The organism is Tamlana crocina (genome assembly GCF_012037625.1).
In genome coordinates this window covers 1-23419 of sequence record NZ_JAAVJS010000008.1, presented here as the reverse complement: position 1 = coordinate 23419, position 23419 = coordinate 1, and the positions used below count along the sequence as shown (strand labels likewise).

The 23419-nt window shown below is 38.9% G+C and carries 25 protein-coding genes and 1 pseudogene; 4 read left to right on the top strand and 22 right to left on the bottom strand.

What is annotated here, in order from left to right; translation table 11 throughout:
- Positions 1 to 63: 63 nt before the first annotated feature.
- From HC176_RS07110 to msrB, 5 genes are read right to left on the bottom strand one after another with little or no spacing between them, the layout of a single operon-like run.
- Positions 64 to 585, bottom strand: coding sequence for a peptide-methionine (S)-S-oxide reductase (locus HC176_RS07110; protein WP_167917502.1), 522 nt, complete (start codon positions 583 to 585; stop codon positions 64 to 66).
- Entirely contained in the window at positions 578 to 838 is a 261-nt protein-coding gene (locus tag HC176_RS07105; protein WP_167917501.1) for a peptide methionine sulfoxide reductase, read from the bottom strand. The genes HC176_RS07110 and HC176_RS07105 overlap by 8 nt, the downstream gene beginning before the upstream one ends.
- Positions 839 to 2401: a protein adenylyltransferase SelO gene (locus HC176_RS07100; protein WP_167917500.1), complete on the bottom strand. Its 1563-nt coding sequence runs from the start codon at positions 2399 to 2401 to the stop codon at positions 839 to 841.
- Positions 2402 to 2941: a peptide-methionine (S)-S-oxide reductase MsrA gene (gene msrA, locus HC176_RS07095; RefSeq protein ID WP_167917499.1), complete on the bottom strand. Its 540-nt coding sequence runs from the start codon at positions 2939 to 2941 to the stop codon at positions 2402 to 2404.
- Positions 2934 to 3392, bottom strand: coding sequence for a peptide-methionine (R)-S-oxide reductase MsrB (msrB, locus tag HC176_RS07090; protein WP_167917498.1), 459 nt, complete (start codon positions 3390 to 3392; stop codon positions 2934 to 2936). Before msrB ends, msrA begins: the two co-directional genes overlap by 8 nt.
- A gap of 154 nt (positions 3393 to 3546) precedes the next feature.
- Between msrB and HC176_RS07085 the strand changes: the two genes are divergently transcribed.
- A complete protein-coding gene (locus HC176_RS07085; RefSeq protein WP_167917497.1) occupies positions 3547 to 4824 on the top strand; it encodes a Pycsar system effector family protein in 1278 nt (425 codons plus the stop codon).
- On the opposite strand, the gene HC176_RS07080 is transcribed toward HC176_RS07085, so the two are convergent.
- Together HC176_RS07080 and HC176_RS07075 are read right to left on the bottom strand one after the other, a co-directional pair.
- Positions 4814 to 7195 (bottom strand): GAF domain-containing protein, encoded by a 2382-nt coding sequence (locus HC176_RS07080; RefSeq protein ID WP_167917496.1) that lies wholly within the window; start codon positions 7193 to 7195, stop codon positions 4814 to 4816. The genes HC176_RS07085 and HC176_RS07080 overlap by 11 nt on opposite strands.
- A gap of 144 nt (positions 7196 to 7339) precedes the next feature.
- Positions 7340 to 8347, bottom strand: coding sequence for a PorP/SprF family type IX secretion system membrane protein (locus tag HC176_RS07075; protein WP_167917495.1), 1008 nt, complete (start codon positions 8345 to 8347; stop codon positions 7340 to 7342).
- Positions 8348 to 8517: 170 nt separating this feature from the next.
- Between HC176_RS07075 and HC176_RS07070 the strand changes: the two genes are divergently transcribed.
- From HC176_RS07070 to HC176_RS07060, 3 genes and pseudogenes are all read left to right on the top strand, one after another.
- Positions 8518 to 9420 (top strand): NifU family protein, encoded by a 903-nt coding sequence (locus HC176_RS07070; RefSeq protein WP_167917494.1) that lies wholly within the window; start codon positions 8518 to 8520, stop codon positions 9418 to 9420.
- 191 nt (positions 9421 to 9611) lie between these two features.
- Positions 9612 to 9829 (top strand): annotated as a pseudogene (locus tag HC176_RS07065) (DUF1304 domain-containing protein).
- 84 nt (positions 9830 to 9913) lie between these two features.
- Complete coding sequence (locus tag HC176_RS07060) at positions 9914 to 10729, top strand: mechanosensitive ion channel family protein (RefSeq protein WP_167917493.1); 816 nt, start codon at positions 9914 to 9916, stop codon at positions 10727 to 10729.
- A gap of 53 nt (positions 10730 to 10782) precedes the next feature.
- Here HC176_RS07060 and tsaB read toward each other — a convergent pair whose 3' ends face one another.
- The 15 genes from tsaB to HC176_RS06985 form a co-directional block, all read right to left on the bottom strand.
- Positions 10783 to 11457, bottom strand: coding sequence for a tRNA (adenosine(37)-N6)-threonylcarbamoyltransferase complex dimerization subunit type 1 TsaB (gene tsaB / locus HC176_RS07055; RefSeq protein WP_342448672.1), 675 nt, complete (start codon positions 11455 to 11457; stop codon positions 10783 to 10785).
- Between the two features lie 2 nt (positions 11458 to 11459).
- Entirely contained in the window at positions 11460 to 12803 is a 1344-nt protein-coding gene (locus HC176_RS07050; RefSeq protein WP_167917492.1) for a TolC family protein, read from the bottom strand.
- The gene (locus HC176_RS07045) at positions 12796 to 13932 is read right to left on the bottom strand and encodes an efflux RND transporter periplasmic adaptor subunit (protein WP_167917491.1); all 1137 of its coding nucleotides are present in this window, start codon (positions 13930 to 13932) and stop codon (positions 12796 to 12798) included. The genes HC176_RS07050 and HC176_RS07045 overlap by 8 nt, the downstream gene beginning before the upstream one ends.
- Positions 13933 to 13944: 12 nt before the next feature.
- Positions 13945 to 15189, bottom strand: coding sequence for an ABC transporter permease (locus HC176_RS07040; protein WP_167917490.1), 1245 nt, complete (start codon positions 15187 to 15189; stop codon positions 13945 to 13947).
- Positions 15190 to 15191: 2 nt separating this feature from the next.
- Positions 15192 to 16421: an ABC transporter permease gene (locus HC176_RS07035; protein WP_167917489.1), complete on the bottom strand. Its 1230-nt coding sequence runs from the start codon at positions 16419 to 16421 to the stop codon at positions 15192 to 15194.
- Positions 16414 to 17115: an ABC transporter ATP-binding protein gene (locus tag HC176_RS07030; protein ID WP_167917488.1), complete on the bottom strand. Its 702-nt coding sequence runs from the start codon at positions 17113 to 17115 to the stop codon at positions 16414 to 16416. The genes HC176_RS07035 and HC176_RS07030 overlap by 8 nt, the downstream gene beginning before the upstream one ends.
- 90 nt (positions 17116 to 17205) lie before the next feature.
- Positions 17206 to 17424, bottom strand: a complete 219-nt coding sequence (locus HC176_RS07025) for a hypothetical protein (RefSeq protein WP_167917487.1) — start codon at positions 17422 to 17424, stop codon at positions 17206 to 17208.
- 91 nt (positions 17425 to 17515) lie between these two features.
- On the bottom strand, positions 17516 to 18049 hold the full coding sequence (locus HC176_RS07020; RefSeq protein ID WP_167917486.1) for a DUF420 domain-containing protein: 534 nt from the start codon (positions 18047 to 18049) through the stop codon (positions 17516 to 17518).
- On the bottom strand, positions 18042 to 18785 hold the full coding sequence (locus HC176_RS07015; protein ID WP_167917485.1) for an SCO family protein: 744 nt from the start codon (positions 18783 to 18785) through the stop codon (positions 18042 to 18044). Before HC176_RS07015 ends, HC176_RS07020 begins: the two co-directional genes overlap by 8 nt.
- Positions 18772 to 19494, bottom strand: a complete 723-nt coding sequence (locus tag HC176_RS07010) for a hypothetical protein (RefSeq protein ID WP_167917484.1) — start codon at positions 19492 to 19494, stop codon at positions 18772 to 18774. The genes HC176_RS07015 and HC176_RS07010 overlap by 14 nt, the downstream gene beginning before the upstream one ends.
- A 121-nt stretch (positions 19495 to 19615) precedes the next feature.
- Positions 19616 to 19996: a cytochrome C oxidase subunit IV family protein gene (locus tag HC176_RS07005; protein ID WP_167917483.1), complete on the bottom strand. Its 381-nt coding sequence runs from the start codon at positions 19994 to 19996 to the stop codon at positions 19616 to 19618.
- Positions 19997 to 20014: 18 nt separating this feature from the next.
- Positions 20015 to 20983, bottom strand: a complete 969-nt coding sequence (locus tag HC176_RS07000; RefSeq protein WP_167917482.1) for a cytochrome c oxidase subunit 3 — start codon at positions 20981 to 20983, stop codon at positions 20015 to 20017.
- A gap of 46 nt (positions 20984 to 21029) precedes the next feature.
- Positions 21030 to 21611 (bottom strand): cytochrome c oxidase subunit 3, encoded by a 582-nt coding sequence (locus HC176_RS06995; protein ID WP_167917481.1) that lies wholly within the window; start codon positions 21609 to 21611, stop codon positions 21030 to 21032.
- A 3-nt stretch (positions 21612 to 21614) separates the two neighbouring features.
- A complete protein-coding gene (cyoE, locus tag HC176_RS06990; RefSeq protein ID WP_167917480.1) occupies positions 21615 to 22508 on the bottom strand; it encodes a heme o synthase in 894 nt (297 codons plus the stop codon).
- 268 nt (positions 22509 to 22776) lie between these two features.
- A complete protein-coding gene (locus tag HC176_RS06985; RefSeq protein ID WP_167917479.1) occupies positions 22777 to 23307 on the bottom strand; it encodes a hypothetical protein in 531 nt (176 codons plus the stop codon).
- Between the last annotated feature and the right edge of the window lie 112 nt (positions 23308 to 23419).

Below are 23419 nucleotides of genomic sequence, written 5' to 3'. Positions count from 1 at the left end.
AAAGATATTGCATTTAGTTAAATAATTGCCCCGAAAGAAATAGCAAAATTAAGAGTCCCTTCTTTAACCTCGATTACCCATTGCCGTTAAGTGATTTAATTTTTCTGCGTTTACTAATGCGGAATACTTATTTAACAACAACCTTAATTTGGGTGTTATAAAATTTTCACAGAATGGCTTTTCGGGATTTTTATAGTAGTAATCTCGAATTTGTTCGCGCGATGGCTTAAAGCTTTCAAATGGCAAAACCTGTGTTACCAATTGGTTTTTAAATAACGATTGAAGTTCAATTAAAATTTGTTTTGAGACCTTAGTTTGCTGTTTTGAACAGGTGTAAATGGCCGATCGGTATTTTTTACGCATAGAATGGTTTGAAGTGCTTTTATGCGTTTGCAAATGAATTTCTATCAATGTTTTGAGCGTTATTTCATTGGCTTTGAAATGAACAACAACCGCTTCAGACCACGAAGCTTCATCACCGTGTGAAGCCACATAGCCCTGCTCCACTTTATAAACGCCCACCAACGATTGAAACACGGCTTCGGTACACCAATGGCAACCACCTCCAAGTGCTATTTTATCCATTCTCAAGACGTTTATAATGATTTAAAAAATGAATCACTTTCTCGTTGGGCATTTCGCAGGGTTTTAAAAATTCAGACCGCTCGGTGATATAGTAATTCAAACTTATAAAATCGCTGCCGCCCAGCGCTTTGGCAAAAACTTTAAAACTCTTTCCGTTGTTGAAATCCGTGCGGGTAACGCCGTATTTTTTGTTTTGATATTCCACGACCGAGTAGCCAACCGGCAACCCTTTTATTTTATCCAACACCCCCATTTAAGAACTGCAAGACAGCATGGAGCAACCTACTTTATTTCTGGCCCATTCGGGGCGTTTTGCAAACCATTTTTCGTATTCAGGTTGCTCGTCGTAAGGGTTCTTTAGTAGCTGAAACAACTCATCAACTAACTTGTAATCTCCTTTTTCGGCATCGTCTATGGCCAATTGCGCCATATAATTTCGCAACACATATTTAGGGTTAACGGCATTCATTTTCTTTTTTCTTTCTTCATCAGAAAGTTGCTCTTGCTCCAACCTATCGGCGTAGCGTTTAAACCATTTTTGCCACTTTTCTTCAATGTCTTCGGAAAGCTCGTCGAGATTATAAAAAGCATCTTTGATTATTGCCAATCCGTCGGAAACTTTTTCAGTTGAAAAACGACTTAAATTTCTAAAGAAAATGGTCATATCGGTTTCAGCAAGCAACAAGTTGTCTTCCAATTCTTGGATTAGCGACGCATCAAAAGCATCTTCTGTTTCCAAGCCCAATTTAGAGCGCATCATCCTTAAGGACTGGGTTTCGAACTCCGTTTTGTAGCCATCTAAAATCGTCTGAAAAGGCTCTGCCTCCTCCACCAACGGGTACAGCGCATTGGCAAGTTGGTACAAATTCCAAAGTCCGATATTGGGTTGGTTCCCATAACGATAACGCTTATGTTGTCTATCGGTGGTGTTGGGCGTCCAACCATAATCGAAACCTTCAAGCCAGCCATAGGGCCCGTAATCGATGGTGAGCCCTAAAATAGACATATTATCGGTATTCATGACCCCGTGCACAAAGCCCACTCGCTGCCAGTGGACAATCATTTTAAGGGTAAGCTCGGTTACTTCTTTAAAGAAGGCGACATAAGTCTCTTTTGAAGGTGCTCCCAAATGCGGGAAGTGGTGTTTTATCGTAAAATCCACCAAGGTTTTCAACATCCCATGTTCCTGTTGGGCTGCAAAAATTTGATAATTACCAAAACGCAAAAAGCTAGGCGCCACACGCGACACCACTGCCCCGGGTTCGTAGGCCGGATTACCGTTATACATAATATCGCGAAGCACTTTATCGCCCGTCAATGCCAACGATAAAGCTCTTGTTGTGGGCACGCCCAAATGAAACATGGCCTCACTGCACAAATACTCTCTTATGGACGAGCGCAACACCGCTAGCCCATCGGCGGTACGCGAATATGGTGTTTCGCCAGCTCCTTTTAATTGAACCGTCCAGTGTTTGTTTTCATGTTCAACCTCAAATAGATTGATGGCTCGTCCATCGCCCAATTGCCCGGCCCAGTTTCCAAACTGATGCCCACCGTAGCACATAGCATAGGGGTTAGTGTCAGGGTAAACAGCGTTACCCGTAAACACATCCAAAAAGGGTTTAGATTTCGCGTCCTCTTCAGTCAAACCCAAGTTTTCAAGCATATCTGGCGATACGTGAATCAATTCAGGATTCGAAGTTTTTTTGGGAGTAACAAAAGAAAAACAGGCCGATTTTACTTGCCTTCTGGTATTCTCCAAAATTGGGTCGGCTGGTAATTCAACGTTAAATCGGTCTTTTATTTTAAGTTGCATTTATTTTAGTTTATCGGCATGAAGCTTTCTAAGCTTGGCCAGTTTAGGTGTAATTACAAAACTGCAAAACCCTTGTGTCGTATTATTTCGGTAATAATCCTGATGATAATCTTCAGCTTTGTAAAATATTTTTAAGGGAGCAATCTCGGTGACAATAGGGTCGTTGTAATACGGAGCCATTTGTTTCAACACCTTTTCCGCAATGCTCTTTTGGTCGCTGTCGTGATAATAAATCACTGAACGGTACTGTGTACCCACATCGCCACCTTGGCGGTTTAACGTGGTTGGGTCGTGTGTGGTCATAAAAATAACCAGCACGTCTTCATAAGAAATTTGGTTGGCATCAAAGGTTATTTGAACCACCTCGGCATGACCCGTTAAACCCGAGCACACTTCTTTATATGTTGGGTGCCCCGGAGCATTGCCTCCCGAATAGCCTGAAACTACTTTTTCTACGCCTTTTATTTCTTGGAAAACGGCTTCAGTACACCAAAAACACCCTCCACCAACTGTGGCTACTTGTTTATTTTTATCAGTCATTTACTTTTTCTTTTTTTAATGTCATTGATTCTGAATTGATACAATATCGCAATCCGCTAGGCTCGGGACCATCAGGGAAAACGTGCCCTAAGTGCGCATCGCACGTATTGCACATAACTTCTACCCTAACCATTCCAAACGAACTGTCTTTTTCATACTTAATAGCATTTTCCTTAATAGGCTGGGTAAAACTGGGCCAACCTGTTCCGGAATTAAACTTTATAGTGGAATCGAAAAGTGGGGTGTCGCAACACACACAATTGTATTGCCCCGCTTCATAGGCAGTGCAAAGTGCACCGCTATGCGGACGCTCGGTTCCCTTCTCTCGGGTAATCCTAAATTGTTCTGGAGTGAGTTGTGCTTTCCATTCTGCCTCGGGTTTTTCAACTCGCCTATCGGGTTTTGGGTTTCCGTTAACGGAAAAATTTATAATGTCTTTCCAAGTGAGCATACTTTTAAAAATCTTTTGTCGTTTATTTCTATTAAGCGATATCTATGGGTAAGTCGAATTTTTCATCAGTTTCTTACCGTTAAAATCTTTATAGATAAAGCACTCATAATATATTTAAATTTTAGTAATTTGTGATGAAAAATCTATTCCTTTTATGTCAAAATTAATTGAGAAAGCAGAAAAATTTGTTTTTGATTTATTTAAAAATGAATTAGACAGTTCTTATTTATACCATAATTACACGCACACCGAACGTGTTTTGAGAAGTTTGCGTGAAATTATTGAAAATACCGACGTAAGCAAAGAAGACGCCGAAATATTAGAGCTTGCCGCACTGTTGCACGATACCGGATATACCAAAGTACGTGACGGCCATGAAGAGGAGAGCGTAAAAATAGCCACAGCTTTTTTAAAGGAAAACAAAGCTAGCGACGAGCTAATCGAAGCTGTGAGCACCTGTATAATGTCTACCAAATTCAAGAACCCACCAGAAACGGAATTAGGCAAGATAATTCGAGATGCCGATTCATCCCACTTCGGGAAGAAATATTTTGCCGAGGCCAGCGAGTTTTTACGCAAAGAACTCGAATTACAAGGCATAAAAACATATTCACCTTCGGAGTGGCGAGATGAAAACATAAAAGTACTCACCAAAAAACATGAGTTTTATACCGATTATGCTTTAAAAAATTGGCAAAAACAAAAGGAAGACAACCTTGCTAAATTGATAAAGTCTAAAAGAAAGCAAAAACAAAAACTCAAAAAAGAGGAAATGAAGGCCAAGTACAAGGCCCAATACAAAAATGAAAGCCCCGAACGTGGCATCCAAACGTTTTACAGGGTGGCGTTAAGAAACCACATAAAGTTAAGTGATATTGCCGACACTAAAGCCAACATTTTACTTTCGGTAAATGCTATTATTATCTCTTTAGTATTGGCTAATTTAATTTCTAAACTGGATACCAACCCGTATTTAATTTACCCTACGGCCATTTTTACGTTGTCGTGTGTTATCTCCATGGTACTATCAATTATCGCCACTCGACCAAATGTTACCAGTGGCGAGTTCACCAAAGAAGATGTGGCCAACAAAGATGTTAACCTTACTTTTTTCGGGAATTTCCATAAAATGGAACTGAAGGAATACGAATGGGCCGTTAGCGAACTTTTAAAGGATAAAAATTACGTGTACAGCTCGCTCACCAAAGACTTGTATTTTTTAGGAAAAGTACTGGAAAGAAAATATAGAATCTTGCGGATAACCTATACCATTTTCATGATTGGAATGATTATTTCGGTAATTTCATTCGGGGTAGCCCTTAAAAGAAACGGCACCGATATTGAAGATGTTTTACCTGAAGAACCTCCTTTAAGTTCACAACAAATAACTCCTAAACAGGATAATGGGCATTATCCTGTTTTTAGGCTTTAATTTCTTTCATAAGGTCGTCGTAAGTGTAGAAACTCTTATCATCTTCATCTTTAGCGTGGTACAATATACCAACACGCAAAGCCTTAAGTCCTGTTACCCCTTGTAAATCTTCGAGTTCCAAAACCTCAACATCTTCATTCAATACTTTTTTATTCTGAAGGAACTTGATATACCTCATGTATTCTTCCTCGTCCTCTTTTTGCGAATAAACAATCGCAATTTTTCCGTTTTGGGTAATACGTTCTTCAGTACCTTTTACAAAAGCTTTGTCTACCCGTTTTTTTACCACTTCGTATCGAGCATTGTAGGTGCCATCTACATCAAATTGCTTTTCGTCCATTCTAAACCTAATGGATAGCGGCTGATTAAACACTAAAATCATCGAGGCCACATCCAAGTTTATAGGGTATAAATGCTGGTTACCGTAGTACTCATTTTCCATTTCGCACATCACCTGCAATTGCCAAAGCCTTAAATTATACAAGTAAATAGGGTTGAAACTATCGGCTTTTGTAATGGCTTCGCCAATATACATATTGTGCTCTACCCCGTCTGTTTTGTAGCGCTCAAAATAATGCGGATACATGGCCTGGGCGTCTTTCTGTTTTTCATCCAATACAGCTGCCATATTTTTATTGATGAGCATAATGGTATCGTCATAATTTTTTCGGTAATAATAAATGAGGTTTAAATCGCTATCTATTTTCCCAAAATAATCTTCTATTTCTTCTTTTAAACGGTTTTCTTTTTTCAGTTGAAATTGAAATAATGGTTCAATATCCTTCCGTAAAAAAGCTACAATATTATGCTCGCTATCAACCTTAAAATTGGTTTTTAGCTCTTTGGTGTAATTGTTTACCTGAAATAATATTTCCTCATAAATAGGCAGTGGTTCGTCTTCATTAATCTGTTCAACAATTTTTCCGACCAACGATAATTGCAACAGAAGATCCTTTTGCGTGGCCAAATTTCGGGCGTCCGAGGATCCTTTTACATCAATTTGCCCAAATAACGGATAAATATCATCAAACACGATTTGTTCAAACGTGGCTTTGCTACCATATTGCATTTTGTTCTTTAAAAATTGGCGTGCGGCAGTCACAAATTTCCAATATACACTTTGGTGAATAGATGTGCATTCCTGCTGAATTACAGCTTCAATAGTATTTTGCTCTTCAGCTTTAGAGCGCTCTACGGCAGAAACAATAAATGGCATAACATCAACCAACCTATTCGCATTAACACTGTTTAACACCATTGGGCGGCCAGAAACGATTTCCAAAACTCCCATAACGCCTTCGTTATTCGCAATGGGAGCAAAAATGGCGCTTTTTATACCTTGTTCGTGTAATCGGGCAATGTGCGGCGGGTGTTCTTCTTCATTGTTAAAAATATGCTCTACATTAGAAACAGATATCGTTTTTTTATCGGTCAACAAACTCTTATAAGACCAGTTGCACAACACCTCTAAGCACTTTTCTTCTTTCTTTTCGCCCAGCAAAAAACTCTGCATACCGGCGCCATGCACACACTCAAAAGTACCTTCTTCTTTATTGAAAATTGAAAAGCCAGCCCTAATATCTTTTATCCCTAAAAGGGAGCGGAAAATTTCTTGAAACCCTTCCATAAAAGTCTCATCTTTACGTTTTCCACCAACAATCAAACTCGATTTGATGTTCGATATGGATTGATCGTCAGTTACATCAAAAATATTTGAAATCACAAACCCCTTAAACACATAGCTCTGTGGCGGAAATTTTTCTTTCCACATGGCTATATCATGGAAATTATCGAGTAATTTTTCAATGTCTTCTTTTTCTAACTTTGGCGCTTTGTCCGTTGGTATAATTTCGCAAAAATCTGCATTGTACAGAATTTTATAATATCGCATTACACCATTGGCATCGGGTATTTCGTAAAAAAAAGGTCGCTTAAAGCTAAGTGTAGAGCCGTAATAAAAGTTTAAAATAATGGTGCAGGCTATGATATAGCTGTGATCGTCGGGCATATTTTTGATTTCAAGCTCGAAATCATCACCCGCTGCTTTTATGATGCTTTTAAATCGTTCGGTGGCATTAAAAATTAAATTATGCATGGGCACCGAAGCTGTTTTAATCTCGTTATTGGTCAATAACGGGCTAAAACTATCTTGAAGGACAATACCAATTTCTTTAGCGCGCTCTTTTAAAACGCCTATTTCAGTAAATCCTTCGCGAAGTTCAGGATATTCCTCAACACTTTTTAAAATGCGCTTGGCCTTTGCCGCGATAAACTCGTCATCGCCTGCAGCCAAAACTTCATATTGCTCCAATAATTTATTGAAGCTAACCTTTAACAATAAAGGCGACTCGATATTTGTGTTAATATCCATACAATTACAATTCTTCTCGTACAAAATTACGAATTATTGGCTTAGTCGTTACAAACTAGACTAGCTAACGGCAAATTTGTTACAAACCTGAAGTTGGATTTTTAAACTGAAGTTTAAAGAAATGATTAAATGCTGCAACCCGTTTTAATTAACCGCCGGACAAAGACAATCGTAGGCTTTACTTCTACAATTAAAATTATAACCTAAGGTTAACTGGTGAAAGCCCCCGTTAGTGAACACCACCGAATTGGTTTGGTAAGTATAGGTGTAAGCAAACATAAAGTTGTTATAGTCAATGCCTAATATGGGGGTTATCTGCTGTAAGCGTTGGCTGTCAGTACCATTTCCGGTAGAAAATTCGGCACCATCAAAACTGTTCCTGTAAGACAGGCCGCCCCAAAGTTTGCCAAATTCCATTTCTTTATAGGCTTTTAAATTAACATCTATAGCAGCTTCTTCTGTAGCATCTCTATATTGAAACATTAATGAAGGTTCGAAGCTCCACGTGCTGCCATATCGATTAAAAACATAACCCGCAGATAACAAATAACGCCTTAAGTTACTGGTAATTTCAACATCTTTATTAACTCCAGAATTATTCAAAAGATTTTTTACCGTGGCATGTGCATAAAAATCGAGATAGTGGTAAGAAAACCCTAAATCTACATTAAAATTGGTTTCATTCTGTATAATGCCATCAATAGCTGGATCGGGAATGGGCGCGTCATTTAAAAAAGACGTTTCGTCCAATTGGTATTGAATAAAACCGGCACTTAACCCAAACGATAACATGTTCAAATCGGCCTCTGTTCTAGAAAACAATAAATGATGTGCGTAGGTAGCATAAGCGCCTTTTTGTGAGTGATAACCGTTTTCGTCGGCAAACACAATACCGCCAATACCAGACTGCGACTCGCCCAACCTACCGTTCATGCTCAAGGTTAAAAGTTTTGGCGCATCCTCTTGGCCAAACCACTGCTGCCGCCCCGTTAAACGCACTTTAGAGCAATTGGCGATACCGGCCATAGACGGATGGATTAAATAGTAATTATCCGTTAAATAATCCGTGTAAATAGGCAAAGCTTCTTGTGATGTGGCCAATTTGGAGCTTAGCACAAGCGTTACCGCCAAAATAAAAGTTATCAGTTTCATAATCAATAACCAAGTAGGCTTGGGTTTACAAAACGCATTTACTTGCTTAAAAATTACATTTACAAACTGCGCTCTTGTTATAATTGTTTGTGTTATTTCAACATACAACAAAACTCAAATATATGATATCTAACGTTTTCTTTTAGTATTTTTGTAAAAAATTAGCTAAAATGAAAGATTATCAGATTTCCGTACAAAAAACATCAAATGATGCTATTGTAAAATTCGAAATAAATCAGTTTGTCACCAAACACCAAAGCTTTGAGTTCAATAACATTGACGAGGCGAAGCATTCGCCTTTGGCGCAACAATTATTCCATTTACCCTTTGTAAAAAAGGTGTACATAAGTAGTAATTTTATAGCTGTTGAACGTTACAATATTGTGGAATGGAGCGACGTTCAGGATGAAGTGGCTGAACAAATTGAAGCTTACCTAAACAATGGCGGAGTTGTGGTTGAAGAGCAAGCGGCTCCTAAAAAAATACCGGTTACCGTTTATGCCGAAAGCACTCCAAATCCAGCGGTAATGAAATTTGTGGCCAACAAAAAAATTGTGAATACTATGTTTGAGTTCACCTCTATAGAAGAGGCCAAGCTCTCGCCATTGGCCACACAATTATTCCATTTTCCATTTGTGAAAAGCGTATTTTTTGACGAAAACTACGTGTCGATAACCAAATACGACATCACCGAATGGCAGGAAATCACCATTCAATTACGTGAATTCATCAAAGATTATATTGAAAAAGGCCAAGAAATAGTGGCTCCTGATGCAGCTCAAAAATTAGAAAAATCGACCGAGCAACTCGACCACCGTTTCGATAATTTGGATGACACCTCAAAAGAAATCGTCAACATTCTGGAAGAATATGTAAAACCGGCCGTAGCCAGCGATGGGGGGAACATCCAGTTTATTTCGTATGACGAGGACACCAAAAACGTTAGCGTTTTGCTTCAAGGGGCCTGTAGCGGTTGCCCATCGTCAACCCTTACCCTTAAAAGCGGTATCGAGAACATGCTAAAGCAAATGCTACCCGGAAAGGTTGAAATGGTTGAAGCCATTAATGGATAAGTTTTTAAAAACATCAAAAAGGAGAGCGTTCATATTATGAACGCCTTTTTTACGCCCTATTTTAACTTACTTTGAAAAAAACAACAACGTTAGTATGGCCATTTCGACTACCCTCTTAATTGCTTTTGTAGCTTTAGAACATATTTATTTTTCTGGTTTTAGAAATGTTTCTCTGAACCAAACCTACTGGCATAAAAACCTTCGGAATAAAATCAAAGGAATTTGCAGAAGACACCAAAGTACTCGCTACCAACCAAGGTCTTTACAACGGGTTTTTAGCAGCGGGCTTATTTTTTTCTTGGTTTGTGTGACTATTACAAGCACTTACGGGTCTTATTCCAAACAAATAAGGATATTTTATTTTCAGGCCATTCCCGCCATTGTGGCTTTAGCTAGTCTCTATTTGTAGAAATTTAACTATATTTTCACATACTAAACACAAAAACCTTTTTTTATAGATATAATTTTGTATCACTAATTAACTTAAAATTTTATGGATTTAGAAAACGTAGACACAGAGAAATGGATTGATTTAATAGTTGAGTACGGCTTAAAGGTACTCGGCGCTATTGTTATTTGGATAGTTGGTGCTTGGGTAATAAAAAAGATACTTAAGGCCACAAAAAGCATTATGTCCAAACAAAACTACGACGAGAGCCTTCAAAAGTTTTTAATGAATCTTTTAGGTTGGATATTAAAGATTATTTTAATTATTGTTGTATTGGGCACCGTAGGTGTTGAAACCACATCGTTCGCTGCTATTTTAGCTGCCGCAGGTTTAGCCATTGGTATGGCCCTGCAAGGTTCGTTAGGCAACTTTGCCGGCGGTGTGTTAATCATGATTTTCAAACCTTTTAAAATAGGTGATTTGATTGAGGCTCAAGGTGAAATTGGCGTGGTTAAGGAAATTGAAATTTTTACCACCAAATTGACCGGCTTATCAAACCGTGAGATTATTATTCCTAATGGGTCGCTTTCCAATGGAAATATTATCAATTACACTACTGAAGGTACGCGTCGTGTCGATTTGGTTTTTGGTGTAAGTTATGATGCCGACATTAAAAAGACGAAAGAGGTGATTATGAATGTGCTCACTTCACATCCAAAAGTACTGAAAGATCCTGCCCCAGCAGTTACCGTATTGGAACTTGCCGACAGTTCTGTAAACTTTGCCACCAGGCCATGGTGCAAATCTGAGGATTATTGGGACGTATATTTTGATGTGACCGAAAATGTTAAGGAAGCCCTTGATGCTGCCGGAATCGAAATTCCATACCCACATCAAGTAGAAATTCAAAAGCAAGGCTAAAACCTTTTTGTAATATTTAAATATAACGCCCTGTTACAGATTTGTAACGGGGCTTATTTTTTTGACTTTAACGCTACAAAATCCTTTAAATAAAAAGGTTCGAAGTAGGCCACATCTTCAGTATCGTTTTGCTTGAATTTTTCATAAGCTAAGAGGCTCATTTCATTAGCAGATGGCAATTCGCCCTCAACAAAAATAGCATTCTCGTGTGTTATTAGGTTTTTGGTCTTTTCAACACCATTGCCTACAAAACACACTTTTCCGTTGTTTAGTTCTTCCGCGAAAGCATGTTCATCTAAAATTTGGGCTTGCGTCTCCCGAATGCTTTCGTGCTCATGATTAAATATTGCCGAATACACTTCTAAACGGCGCGCATCCAGCATAGGTACAATAACGCCGTTTTCAGCTTTTATCTTATGGGCCAAAGCTTCTAAAGTGGGCACCGAAATAAGCGGTTTGTTCAAAGCAAAACACAGGCCTTTGGCGGCCGACACCCCTATACGCAACCCCGTGTAAGAACCTGGGCCTTTGCTGATGGCGATGGCCGACAAATCTTTTGCCGCAATTTTAGCTTCGTTTAAAACTTGGTCGATGTAAACATGCAACCGCTCGGCATGCGAATAGCCTTTATCGTTATCTTCCTTTAAAACTATGGTTTCACCATTTTTTGAAAGTGACACCGAACAATTGGTTGTCGCCGTTTCAATATTAAGTATATACGTGCTCACTATTAATCGAATAAAGATTTTCCGGCGTAAAAGTCTAAAACTTTTGTCTTAAAAACAAAATCGTACTTGGCATTTATTAAAGACGATTCGGCATTTATCAATTGAACTCTAGCTTGCTCTAGTTCGTAAGCCGTCATTACCCCAATATCGTAACGTTCCTTGGAATTATTGAAGGCCAGTTTTTGAGCTTCCAACGATTTTTTAGCAGCTTCGTAAGCCTTAAATGCAGCTTGGGCATCGGTAAAGGCCTGCTGGATATTAGCCTCTAAGTCTAACTTAGCACGCTGTAAATTCAGTTTACTGTTTTCTTCTTGTATTTTCGATTTGGCCACTGCGGTTTTGTTTTGAAACCTCGAAAAAATAGGGATACTTACATTCAAATTGAAATTATGCCCTTTAAGTAAATCGAGCTCCCTAAAAAACGCTTGTTTTATCAGGTCGTTTTTAGATTCACTCCAAACCGACCCAAAACCATAACCAAAACTCACCGATGGATAATACCCCGATTTTGAAATTTCAGTATTCAACTCAGCACTTTCAACCCCTTTTTCAGCTACTTTTATTTCACTTCTGTTTTGAAAAGCATGATTTAAAACTGGAGTTACTTCTTTATATAATACGTTTTCCGAAGGGCTCTCAACGGCAATAATTTCAACATCAAACCCTTCAAACGGTACTTGCAATAATTGAGATAATGTTAACAACGCCAGTGTATAACTGTTTTCGGCCAGCGTCACTTGCTGGGCATCGCGACTTAAAGTGGCTTCGGCATCGTAAATATTGGCTTGAGGCTGCACTCCGGCATCAACCAAGTCTTTTACTTGTTGAAACTGTTTGCTACTGAATTCGTACTGCGCCTTGGCGGTCTGTAAACTCTCTTTATTGAAGGCTACATTCAAATAAGCATTAACCACATTGAGCGACACATCGTCCTTTATTCGGCTAAGTTCCAAAGCATTGGTCTCTTTGGTTAGTTGCGACTGTTTGTACTGATTCAACGTACGGAAACCATTGAATATATTCTGGCTAACGCTTAAATTGTAATTGAACGAATGCGTGGTTTGGTTGTTGATTCGCTGATTGGTAACAGGATCGAAACCCGAACCAATACTCATACGCTGGCCCATGTTACCACTTACCGAAGGCAAAAACTGCCCTTTTGCTGCTAAAATATCCTGCTCGTTACTCAATAAAGTATTTTCACTTTGCTGAATGGTAATATTATGTTCCAAAGCATGGTTAACGCACTCTTGAAGCGTCCACTTTTTTTGCTGCGAAAATGAAAATAACGACACAAAAAGCAACGCCAAGCACAGGCCTATTTTTTGGTATTTATATCTAATCATGTCTCCGCTCTTTTTTGTCCTCCTCATCATTATTATCGTTTGATGCCTTGTTCCAAACTTTAATTTTATCGTCTTCCTTTACACCTTCTTTAATTTCAACATTTATGCCGTCAGAAATACCCAATTCCACATTTTGCTTTTTAAATTTATTGTCGCCATCGAGCACTTCCACAAAGGGTTTTTCGGTAATGCGGTTATACTGAAGTAAGGCTTCGCGAATAGCCAGTACGCTATCTTTGGCCTCAAGGTCGATTTCGGCATTGGCACTGTAGCCCGCTCTAATATTTGTCGTGGTATCGATTTTTACATCGGCTTTTATGGTAAACTGCACGGCACCATTTTCTTCTATCCCTTTTGGGGCGACAAAGGTTAACGTGGCAGGAAATTCTTTGTCTTTTATCGCGCCCAAAACTACTTTAATTTCCTTTCCTTCTTTTAGTTTACCGACTTCTGCTTCATCTACCTTACCTTCAAATATCATTTTGCTCATATCGGCAATAGTAGCAATAGTGGTACCGGCATTGAAATTGTTACTTTGAATCACCTGATCGCCCTCCCGAACCGGAATTTCCAGAATAGTACCTTGAATTTGGGCTACAATATTGGTGTTGGCCGAACTGCCTCCAGAAACAGACCCCTGTTTTATAATTTGATAATCGTTCTGCGCTTGGGCCAATGTTTCCATGGCTTGGTTGTAAGACAGCTCGCTGTTTTCAAAATCCTGTTGTGAAATCACGCCTTTTTCGAAAAGGGCTTTATTCCTATTGTATAAGGTTTTGGCATTATCGAACGATAATTTTGAAGATGCAATCCGGCTTTTGGCACTCACCAAACTTTGCTCGTTCGGCACCACCCTAATCGTGGCAATTAAATCGCCTTTTTTAACCACATCGCCTTCCTCGACCACAATTTTATCGACAATACCCGATATTTGGGGTTTCAGCTCTACTTCTTCCTCGGGATTTAATTTGCCCGTGGCCACAGCTTTAGTGTTTATCGACGTGTAAAAGGGTTCTTCAACCTTATAATCGACGATGTCTTTAGAATTAGCATCCTTAAAATATTTTAGCACAAATGCCAAGGCTATAATGCCCACTAAAACTAAAATGATTCTTACTGTTTTGTTCATTTTTTTGATTGTTTATTCTTCTCTTAATGCTTCAATAGGTTTTACACTGGTGGCCTTAAATGCCGGAATGAGTCCGATTAATGTTCCTAATATGACTAATATGACCAAGGCCACAAAAACTACCGAAATCGACACGGATGCGTTAACGATGGCGGCTTCTTCTCCTTGACCGAAAAAGTGATCTAATGCAATGAGTATCCAGCCTCCGGTAATAATTCCAATCACCCCAGCCACCAAGGTTAAAAATACAGCTTCGACCACTATTTGCCGTTTTATCTCGAACGGTGTGGCGCCCAACGCGCGGCGAACACCTATTTCTTTGGTTCGCTCCTTTACCGTAATCAATAATATATTTCCGATGGCAAAAACACCCGCCACCAAAGTAGCTAACCCCACAAACCAGGTTAAAAACTGCATACCCGTTAAAAAGCCCGTTACTTTAGCAAATTCCTTTCCTAAATTAAAACTCCTGAAGCCCCGCTTATCTTCAGGATGCACGTGGTTTAAGGTTTTTAAAAGTAGAATAGCATCGTTTTCTATTTGTTGAATATCAAACTCGGGCTTACCCGTTATCATTAAAAAACCAATTTTTTCACCCTGATTATACACCTGTTGAAAGGTGGTAAACGGAATGTGGATGTCTTCACTCGGGCCAAAATTAACATTGCCTTGATCGTACATGCCCACCACCATGTAATTGATGTTATTAATTTGAATATACTCCCCAATAGGGTCTTCGTCCTTTTCAAAAAGTTGTTTGTAAATACTTTCGGAAATGACCGCTACCTTTTTATGGTCGTCGATATCACTTTGGTTGATAAACCGTCCATGCACCAATTTCTTCTTTTGAACCTTATCGAGCACCGGATAATCGCCCATTACGTTGAAAGTTCCCGAGAGGAAATTCCGCACTACCAAACCTTGGTTCATATTTCTCGGAACGACAAATTCTATGCCTTCAACATTGGCCTCTACTTTTTCAATATCGGTTAGTGTTAATTGCACCCGTCTACCCTCCTGAAAACCCTTAAATGGCCTCCCGGTTGAGCTGCCCATAACAAATACGCTGTTGGTGGCAAAATCACCAAACAAACGGTTGAATGCGTTTTCCAAGCCCCGTGCCGAGCCCAATAATCCGATGAGTAATAATATACCCCACCAAACACCAACCATGGTCAAAACCGACCGCAGTTTGTTTTTGTTGAAGCTATCGAAAACTTCCTGCCATGTATCTCTATCGAATAAAAATCTGAACATCGCTAATCGTTTCTTAAGGCCACAATGGGTTTAATTTTTGAAGCATGTTTAGCAGGTATGTAACCCGCAATGGCACCCGCTATAATGAGCACAATGGTGGCTCCCACTACCAACCTGTTGCTCACACTGGGGTCTTTTATAAAATATTGTTCCAGATACGGGGCTACCCACTCCAAAACACCAACACCAATTAACAAACCGACATAGCCTGCTATCGCTGTAATGATAATGGATTCCAATAAAATAATGGATACAATAGATCGCGGCGAAGCCCCCAAAGCTTTACGGATACCAATTTCTTTGGTGCGTTCCTTTACAATAAAAATCATGATGTTACTAATACCAACCACTCCAGCGATTAAAGTGCCGAAGCCAATAACCAAAATGATAACTGTGAGTCCAAAGGTCATCATATCTACTTGCTTGGTGCCCTGTGCCATATTTTGAACCCTGATGGCCCTTTGATCACTTCTCGCCACCGAAAAACGCTCTTTTAATTTTCTGGTGATATCGTTTCCAAAAGCCAACGCTTGATCGCTGTTCATTTTTGGATTGTACGTTAAGTGCATAAAATCGATAAAATCGTTATTGCCGTACAAAAACTGGGCGGTAGTCAGGGGCACATAAATAACCCGCTCTTCGTTATCGCCTTCATCATCAGTAAAAACGCCCACTATTTTAAAAGAAATGCCGTTTAAGCTGATGTACTTTCCAATGGCGGTTTCCTTTAAAAACAGTTCGTTATTAACCACATTGCCAATTACGGCTACTTTGGTTTTGTTCTTTAAATCGTTTTGGTTGATGTAACGGCCATCGGTCACTACATTGTTTTCAATAAACATGTATTCAGGGTGCACGGCCCGCATTTGGTAAGTGTTCTTCTCGCCTTTAAAAGTGGCAGTTACGTTTCTGTTGACTTTACTGGTTATGTACTGTACTTTTTCACCAAACTCATCCAATACAAAATCGTGGTCTTCGTTTTTAAATTGGATTTGCCGTCCCGCCTGAAGGCCATTGTGCGCTTTGGTAGTTCGTCCCGGAAAAATAACTATGGAATTATTGGCATCGGTACCAAAGGCTTCAGCAAAAGTGTTTTGCAAACCGTTGGCTATACCAAAAAGAATGGCAAAAAGCAAAATGGCGAAGGCCACCGTAAACCCCGAAAGCAAACTTCGAGTCCGGTTTTTATTGATACTTTGAAATATTTCTCTCCAAAGGTCTAGATCAAACATATTGACCGGCTCTTACCTGATTTATTTTTTTGTCTTCCATAATTACCCCGTCGCGAAGCCTTACAATGCGTTTGCACATATTGGCAATATCCTCTTCGTGGGTAACCATCAAGATGGTTTTACCTTCGTCATTCAATTGCTGAATAAACTCCATAATTTCGTGCGAGGTTTTGGTATCTAGTGCTCCAGTAGGCTCGTCGGCAAGCAACAATTTGGGGTTCGCCGCCAAAGCACGCGCGATGGCCACACGTTGCTTTTGCCCTCCAGAAAGTTCTTTTGGCAGATGTTCGGCCCAGTTGGCCAATCCTACTTTTTCTAAATGGAACAATGCCTTTTCTTGGCGCTCCTTTCGGTTCATGCCTTGGTAATACAGTGGCAATGCCACATTTTCCAAGGCGTTTTTATAATTTATCAAATTGAAAGACTGAAAAATGAAGCCTAAAAATTTATTTCGGTAAACGGCCGCTTTTTTTTCTGTTAGGTCTTTAATGGGGAGTCCATCTAAAATATATTCACCTGAATCGGCCTCATCCAACATCCCAATAATATTCAGCAACGTAGATTTCCCTGAACCTGATGAGCCCATAATGGCTACCATTTCGCCCTCTTCTATATTGAGGTCTATACCCTTTAAAACATGTAAACTGGAATCTCCTATGGGATAGGACTTGTGAAGCTGGTGAATTTTCAACATAACTTTGATGGATTTTAGGATTTTGATAGCCTAAAAAGTTAGACTACCCTCACAAAGAAATGTTACAAATTAAGCAAATAAAACTTTTTATTACTTTTTTAACGTATTGAATTTACGATAAATAGCATAAGCTATACCGGCCACCAAAATGTATGGAATGGCCATGAGGTAAATAATACCATCGTTAATGCCCTCGGCGGCGGTTTGGCTTTCTTCACTTTCCAAAACGGCGCGACACATGGCGCATTGGGCGTTTGTCTCTAAAAATAAGAGAATAGAAAAGAGAAAAAAAACTAGTTTGTTTTTCATTTTGAGTATAATGAGACCCCGATATTCATCGGGGTTAATTCAACTTACTAATTTGTGCTCGTTTTTACAAACTTCACAAATTAGAGTTTCATTAATAATACGGTGAAATCATAATATAAACAATTACCCCCGAAATAGCCACATACAACCATAATGGAAAGGTTATCTTGGCTATTTTTTTATGCTTTTCAATATTATTGGTAATGGCGCGTACGTAAGTAATCAACACAAACGGGATAATGATGATCGACAGCAAAATATGCGTAATCAGCACAAAATAATAAATGTATTTTATGGCACCTTCGCCTCCAAACTTGGTGGAATCGCTGGTCATGTGGTAGGCTACGTACATCACCAAAAACGCTACGGAACAACCAATGGCCGTTTTCATTACATTTTCGTGCAATTTTACTTTTTTGTTTTTAATTGCCACGAAAGCAACAACCAACAAAACGGCCGTAAAACCATTAATAGTGGCATAAATAGGCGGCAAAAAACTTAAAGGCTCTACATTGGGAATTTTAACCCCAAACAGTACCGCTACCGCAACGGGAATTAAAACCGATAATACTACAATTAATTTGTTGTATTTTTTTTCGTCTAAAATTTCTTGTGAATTATTCATTAAGCAACTTTTTTATATCTTCTTTGAGGGCACTTATTTCTTCAGACGTTCCATCGTCATCTACTTTTTCATCTTCGGAAACAATCCCTCTGTAATAAATTATAGGGTTTCCAAAATCATCTTTTCTCGAACGGATAAAACCGTTTTTATCAATCAAGGCGAAATTACCCGAATGCTCAAATCCGCCCGCCGCACTTTCTTCTTCGGCTGTGTAAAGATTAAAACCTTCGTTAGCCAATTTATAAATCGCATCTTTATCACCTGTCATTAAATGCCAATTAGGATTGGAAATGCCGTATTGTTCGGCGTAATTTTTCAAAACTTCGGGGGTATCAAATTGAGGATTAATGGTAAACGAAGCCACTCCAAAATTATCAAACTCACTGAATGCATTTTGAATTTGAACCAAGTTACGATTCATTCTTGGGCAGATGGTTGGACATGTAGTAAAGAAAAATTCAATGACATATACCTTGCCTTCGTAATCTTTATTCGTAATGGTCTTTCCATTTTGGTCGGTAAACGAAAACGGTGGTACTTTTTTGGGCTCGCCGTTAATTTCGATAAAGGCCAAACCAGAATCAATCGATTTGTTTTCATCGGCATAATCGGTCCGGCTCTCCTTTCGGTTGATATCGCCCTCTGAAATTCTATCAACAATCTTCGGAACAAAAATAATCCCAAAAACCAAAATAATAAAAGCGATGCCTATGTACGAATAATTATTCTTTTTCATCGTTGCTGTTTAAATCGTTAGCGCGGCGCGTATCGGAGTTGAATTCTCCTTTTCGTTTTTGTCTGTACTCGGTAAACAAAATACGCATGTCTTCGCTCATTTTGTTCTTTATTTCGGCCACTTCAATACAATCGTAACTATTTAACCCGTAAATGGGTTTATTCTTTTTCAATTCGTTATCGGCACGGTCGTCAATTCTACCACGTTGGTTCAAATCTTTATCAATGATGAACACATGGTTTGTCGAAAAATCTTCTTCAAGCGGTTCTTCACTTTTTAAACTGGCGAACAACTGTTTTATTTCAGAAGGTTCGCCGAAAACAAAATGCCAAAACCTTAAATCTTCGTAAGAGCTTATTTCCGTTTTTAGCTGGTTTACGGCATCTTCAGTCCCAACTGGTGCCACAAGCACTATTTGAAAGCGTTTAAAGCCTTTAAACTTATCGTACACCAATTCTTTGAGGTTTGATGCACTGGTAGCGTTATCCATCGGGTTTGTACCAACAAATCCCAAAACGGTAATATGGTCTTTTAAAACAATATCTTCTTCGGAAGTTGAAGTAAACCCCTCTAAATCGGCTAAGGAATCATTAACAATATCGAGTGGCGTGTAGTTATGTGTTGCCGGATAAAGCATCAATAAAAACGTTACGGGAAGAAAAAACAAAATCCCTAAAACAACGTACCGACTCACTTTTTTGTAATCCATAAAACACTGAGATTTTCGTGCATAAAAATGCGCTGCAAAAATAGAAAAAGGCGGTTGAAAAACCGCCTTTATTACTTTATTTAACACTTAAATTCCAGTAAACTCTTAAGCCGAAACCTGCTTAAAAATCTCTTTTTATAAAGCCTTCGTCATATACTTTAAATACGTATCCACCTTCTTGCAATAAGATGAATATTAAGTAAAGTATCAAGAAAATGGTAGTCCAAACTACCGCGCGTCTCAATCCTTTAGTTTCATCGCGCATGTGCATGAAATCCCAAGTAATGTAGTACGCCTTAACTATGGTTAAAATAATGAAAATCCAGTTCAGTAATTTCATCCCCAAAACTTGGGCCATAGACCATTCTGGTTTGTAAATACCCAATACAACCTCTATCGCCGTAACAATAGATAAAAATATAAGTACACCCCAAATTTTTTGGGTATTGGATTTAAACTTTACTAAACCTCTAAATATTTCTAATTTATGTTCGTGTGCCATTTTTTAAGTTTTTCTTTATTATACTAGGTAGAAGAATGTAAATACAAATACCCAAACTAAATCTACAAAGTGCCAGTATAAACCAACTTTTTCTACCATTTCGTAACTCTTGCGTCTTTCGTAGGTACCCAATACCACATTGAAGAAAATAATAATATTAATGATAACTCCCGAAAGTACGTGGAACCCGTGAAATCCTGTAATGAAGAAAAAGAAATCGGCAAACAACGGCGAACCGTATTCATTTACGTGAAGGTTAGCACCTTCAACAACCAACTTTCCGTTTTCTTTGATCTGCTTTAAAGACTCTTCTCTTGACAAAACTGTTTTGTGTCCGTTTTCATCAAGCAACTGTGTTCTTACCAAAACATTCTCGTGGCTTTCCAATCCTTTTACTACTTCTTCCACAGTAAATGGAGGCAGTGGCGCTTCATCTACAAACCATAATCCGTTTTTACGTTCGTGAACTGCTCTATCGGTGTGCTCGGCCACCACAAAATCCCTTAGTGCTACACGGTGCCCATCGGTATCAACAAATTGAAGGATGTTACCTCCTTTTGTTTGCACGGCACCATAATCGCCTTTTATAAATGTTGCCCATTCCCATGCTTGCGACCCTACGAAGATTAAACCTCCAATAATGGTCAAGAACATGTAAAGGGTTACTTTTGCTTTGTTTAAATGATGCCCAGCATCAACAGCCAATACCATGGTTACAGACGACATAATCAAAATGAACGTCATGAACGCCACATAAATCATTGGCAACTCTTGCCCGTGTAAAAATGGTACGTGTGTAAATACTTCGTCGGCAATAGGCCACTCGCTTATAAACTTAAATCTTGAAAAACCGTAGGCCGCTAAAAAGCCAGAAAAGGTTAAGGCATCAGAAACGATGAAAAACCACATCATCATTTTACCGTAACTTGCTTTTAGTGGCTCGTTACCACCACTCCAAGTTTTGCCTTCTGCTACTGCTGTACTCATATTTATTGGTTGTTGTTTAAAAGTTGCACAAAAATAATCATTTTATTTATCTAACGAAATATAAAAACAAAAAGAGATAGACCCAGAGAATATCAATAAAATGCCAAAAAGTGGCAGCCAGTTCGAAGCCTAGCATTTTTGTTGGCTGATACTTTTGTTTATAATGATTATAAATTACCACCAACAAACACACCATGCCAGCAATAACGTGCAATATGTGCACTACTGCGATTAAATAAATGTACGACATGGTCACATTACTAGTTGGCCCCGTAAAATTATAACCCTGATCTATGATTTGCTGAAAACCTGAAAACTGATTGAAAATAAAAACCACCCCAAAAACCAAGGTAGCCCATAACCAAAGTGTTGTAGCCGTTCGGTTGTTTGCTTTTAATGCTTTTTTAGCCAGAAGGAAGGTTATACTACTCAAAATAATAACCACCGTGCTGATTAAAAAGGCATTGGGCAACACAAAATCCTTTAACCAATCGGGACGCGAACTACTCACTATAAAAGCACTGGTCCAGCCCATAAACGACATAATCAACGAAATAATACCAAACCAAAGCATCATTTTTTTGGCTCTGGCGTGTTTTTCTTCTTGAGTGCCTTGCGTTAAATCCATAGTTTATCCAATAAATTTATCTATAACATATATAATCTGAACCAAAGTGATGTACGACACACTTACCAGCATCAACTGCTTGGCAGCCTTTTCGGTCATGATTCTGAACAACCTTATGGCATAATACAGCATCCAAATACCTGCTGCCAACACCAACAACATCGCCACTATAGACAGCTCCAACCTTTCTGTAAACCCAAATACCGGGATGATCGACACCAAAATAGTCCACACCGTATACATTATGGTTTGCACCGCTGTGCCTTTATCCTGTTTTCCGGTGGGCAGCATGTAGAATCCGCCTTTTTTATAATCGTCGTACAAAAACCAACCAATGGCCCAAAAGTGCGGGAATTGCCAAAAGAATTGCAGTGCGAACAATGTACCTGGCTCGATACCAAAATCGTCGGTAGCCGCTACCCAACCCAACATGAACGGAATAGCCCCCGGAATAGCTCCAACAAACACCGCCAATGGCGTTTTGGTTTTTAAGGGCGTGTACACGCAGGTGTATAAAAAAATGGAAATAGCCCCAAACATGGCCGTTTGCTTATTGATAGTGTACAAAATAACCACCCCGGCCACCGTGAAAATACTGGCAATAATGAATGCCGTAGTTACCGACATGCGCCCTGAGGGGATAGGTCGGTTTTTGGTGCGGCTCATCAAGGCGTCCAAATCTTTTTCTATGATTTGGTTGAAGGCGTTGGAAGCCCCCACCATAAAATAGCCACCAAAGGCCAGTAAAATCAAGGTTTTGAAATCTACGGTTTCCACACCCAACAAATAGCCTGCCAACGACGAAAACACCACACTCAATGCCAAGCGCATTTTGGTGATTTCCTTAAAATCTGAAATTACAGAAGGGTTTGCTAATGAAGATTTTGAGTTACTCAATGGCCTAAATTCTTAACCGCTTTTAAATGGCGAGTGCAAAGATACTCTTTAAAAGCGTTTTGGGCAATGGTTTTGGTGGTGAAATTGAAATGGTTGTAGATTATCGTTTAAACGGGAGGTTTTTAGCTAGTAAGCGTTAAATCTTTTTGTCTCGCGGAACGGCTCGGGCTATGGTTTCGTTGCGGAAAAATCCACTGGACTCTTTCCTCCATAGACCTAAGATAGGAAAAGTGCTTAGGATTTCATACAGAAAATCCTAAGCACAGAACTATAGCCGTTGCTGAGCAACATATTTTTCTATATTAAATAATGCTTTTATTGACATTCCTAAAACTTGCCTCATTTTTTCTACTTTCTCCTTTTCTCGTTGTTCTGGTTTTAACTGGTCTTCTATTGTTGAAAATTCAAGACCGAAAAATTGATAAAAACCAACATAAAATAATAAGGTCAACATATTTTGGTTATGTTTAATCAATTCTTGAATATCTTTTTTGAATTCCTTTGAGTCAATTTGTATTTTTCTACTCTTGTCAAAATAGTCAAGATCTTTTGGTATTGGTTCTTTAATTGGATAACCATCATAATGCTTTACGCAATTACAAATCCAATTTATTTTTCGAGTTACTGGAAAATTATGAGTTGTTTTTTTTAGTTCAATTTCGAATTCGGTTTTTAAATATTCTGTAATGGGTAAAAATTTATTGTTAAAATCAATTTCTTTAAAAAATTCGTCCATCAGTGGAATTAAGTTTTTCAGGAAGCTTTCATATTTGTGAAAAGCACCTGTAGCCTTACCCAATTTAAGACACAGCTAAATTCAATAAATTTTCATTAATATCATTCGATTCGGGGAAGAATTCTTCCCCGAATCGAGGTTTATATTCCCTGGGTGATTTATTGCCCAGGGATTG

Coding starts and splice junctions, on each gene's coding strand:
- HC176_RS07085 (WP_167917497.1), top strand. CDS start 3,547: ATGTCAAAATTAATTGAGAAAGCAGAAAAATTTGTTTTTGATTTATTT.
- HC176_RS07020 (WP_167917486.1), bottom strand. CDS start 18,049: ATGAATAATTCACAAGAAATTTTAGACGAAAAAAAATACAACAAATTA.
- HC176_RS07045 (WP_167917491.1), bottom strand. CDS start 13,932: ATGAACAAAACAGTAAGAATCATTTTAGTTTTAGTGGGCATTATAGCC.
- HC176_RS06995 (WP_167917481.1), bottom strand. CDS start 21,611: ATGGATTTAACGCAAGGCACTCAAGAAGAAAAACACGCCAGAGCCAAA.
- HC176_RS07025 (WP_167917487.1), bottom strand. CDS start 17,424: ATGAAAAACAAACTAGTTTTTTTTCTCTTTTCTATTCTCTTATTTTTA.
- HC176_RS07110 (WP_167917502.1), bottom strand. CDS start 585: ATGGATAAAATAGCACTTGGAGGTGGTTGCCATTGGTGTACCGAAGCC.
- HC176_RS07015 (WP_167917485.1), bottom strand. CDS start 18,785: ATGAAAAAGAATAATTATTCGTACATAGGCATCGCTTTTATTATTTTG.
- HC176_RS07070 (WP_167917494.1), top strand. CDS start 8,518: ATGAAAGATTATCAGATTTCCGTACAAAAAACATCAAATGATGCTATT.
- HC176_RS07105 (WP_167917501.1), bottom strand. CDS start 838: ATGGGGGTGTTGGATAAAATAAAAGGGTTGCCGGTTGGCTACTCGGTC.
- HC176_RS07010 (WP_167917484.1), bottom strand. CDS start 19,494: ATGGATTACAAAAAAGTGAGTCGGTACGTTGTTTTAGGGATTTTGTTT.
- msrB (WP_167917498.1), bottom strand. CDS start 3,392: ATGCTCACTTGGAAAGACATTATAAATTTTTCCGTTAACGGAAACCCA.
- HC176_RS07075 (WP_167917495.1), bottom strand. CDS start 8,347: ATGAAACTGATAACTTTTATTTTGGCGGTAACGCTTGTGCTAAGCTCC.
- HC176_RS07035 (WP_167917489.1), bottom strand. CDS start 16,421: ATGTTTGATCTAGACCTTTGGAGAGAAATATTTCAAAGTATCAATAAA.
- HC176_RS07080 (WP_167917496.1), bottom strand. CDS start 7,195: ATGGATATTAACACAAATATCGAGTCGCCTTTATTGTTAAAGGTTAGC.
- HC176_RS07030 (WP_167917488.1), bottom strand. CDS start 17,115: ATGTTGAAAATTCACCAGCTTCACAAGTCCTATCCCATAGGAGATTCC.
- HC176_RS07050 (WP_167917492.1), bottom strand. CDS start 12,803: ATGATTAGATATAAATACCAAAAAATAGGCCTGTGCTTGGCGTTGCTT.
- HC176_RS07000 (WP_167917482.1), bottom strand. CDS start 20,983: ATGAGTACAGCAGTAGCAGAAGGCAAAACTTGGAGTGGTGGTAACGAG.
- msrA (WP_167917499.1), bottom strand. CDS start 2,941: ATGACTGATAAAAATAAACAAGTAGCCACAGTTGGTGGAGGGTGTTTT.
- HC176_RS07100 (WP_167917500.1), bottom strand. CDS start 2,401: ATGCAACTTAAAATAAAAGACCGATTTAACGTTGAATTACCAGCCGAC.
- HC176_RS07005 (WP_167917483.1), bottom strand. CDS start 19,996: ATGGCACACGAACATAAATTAGAAATATTTAGAGGTTTAGTAAAGTTT.
- HC176_RS07060 (WP_167917493.1), top strand. CDS start 9,914: ATGGATTTAGAAAACGTAGACACAGAGAAATGGATTGATTTAATAGTT.
- HC176_RS07040 (WP_167917490.1), bottom strand. CDS start 15,189: ATGTTCAGATTTTTATTCGATAGAGATACATGGCAGGAAGTTTTCGAT.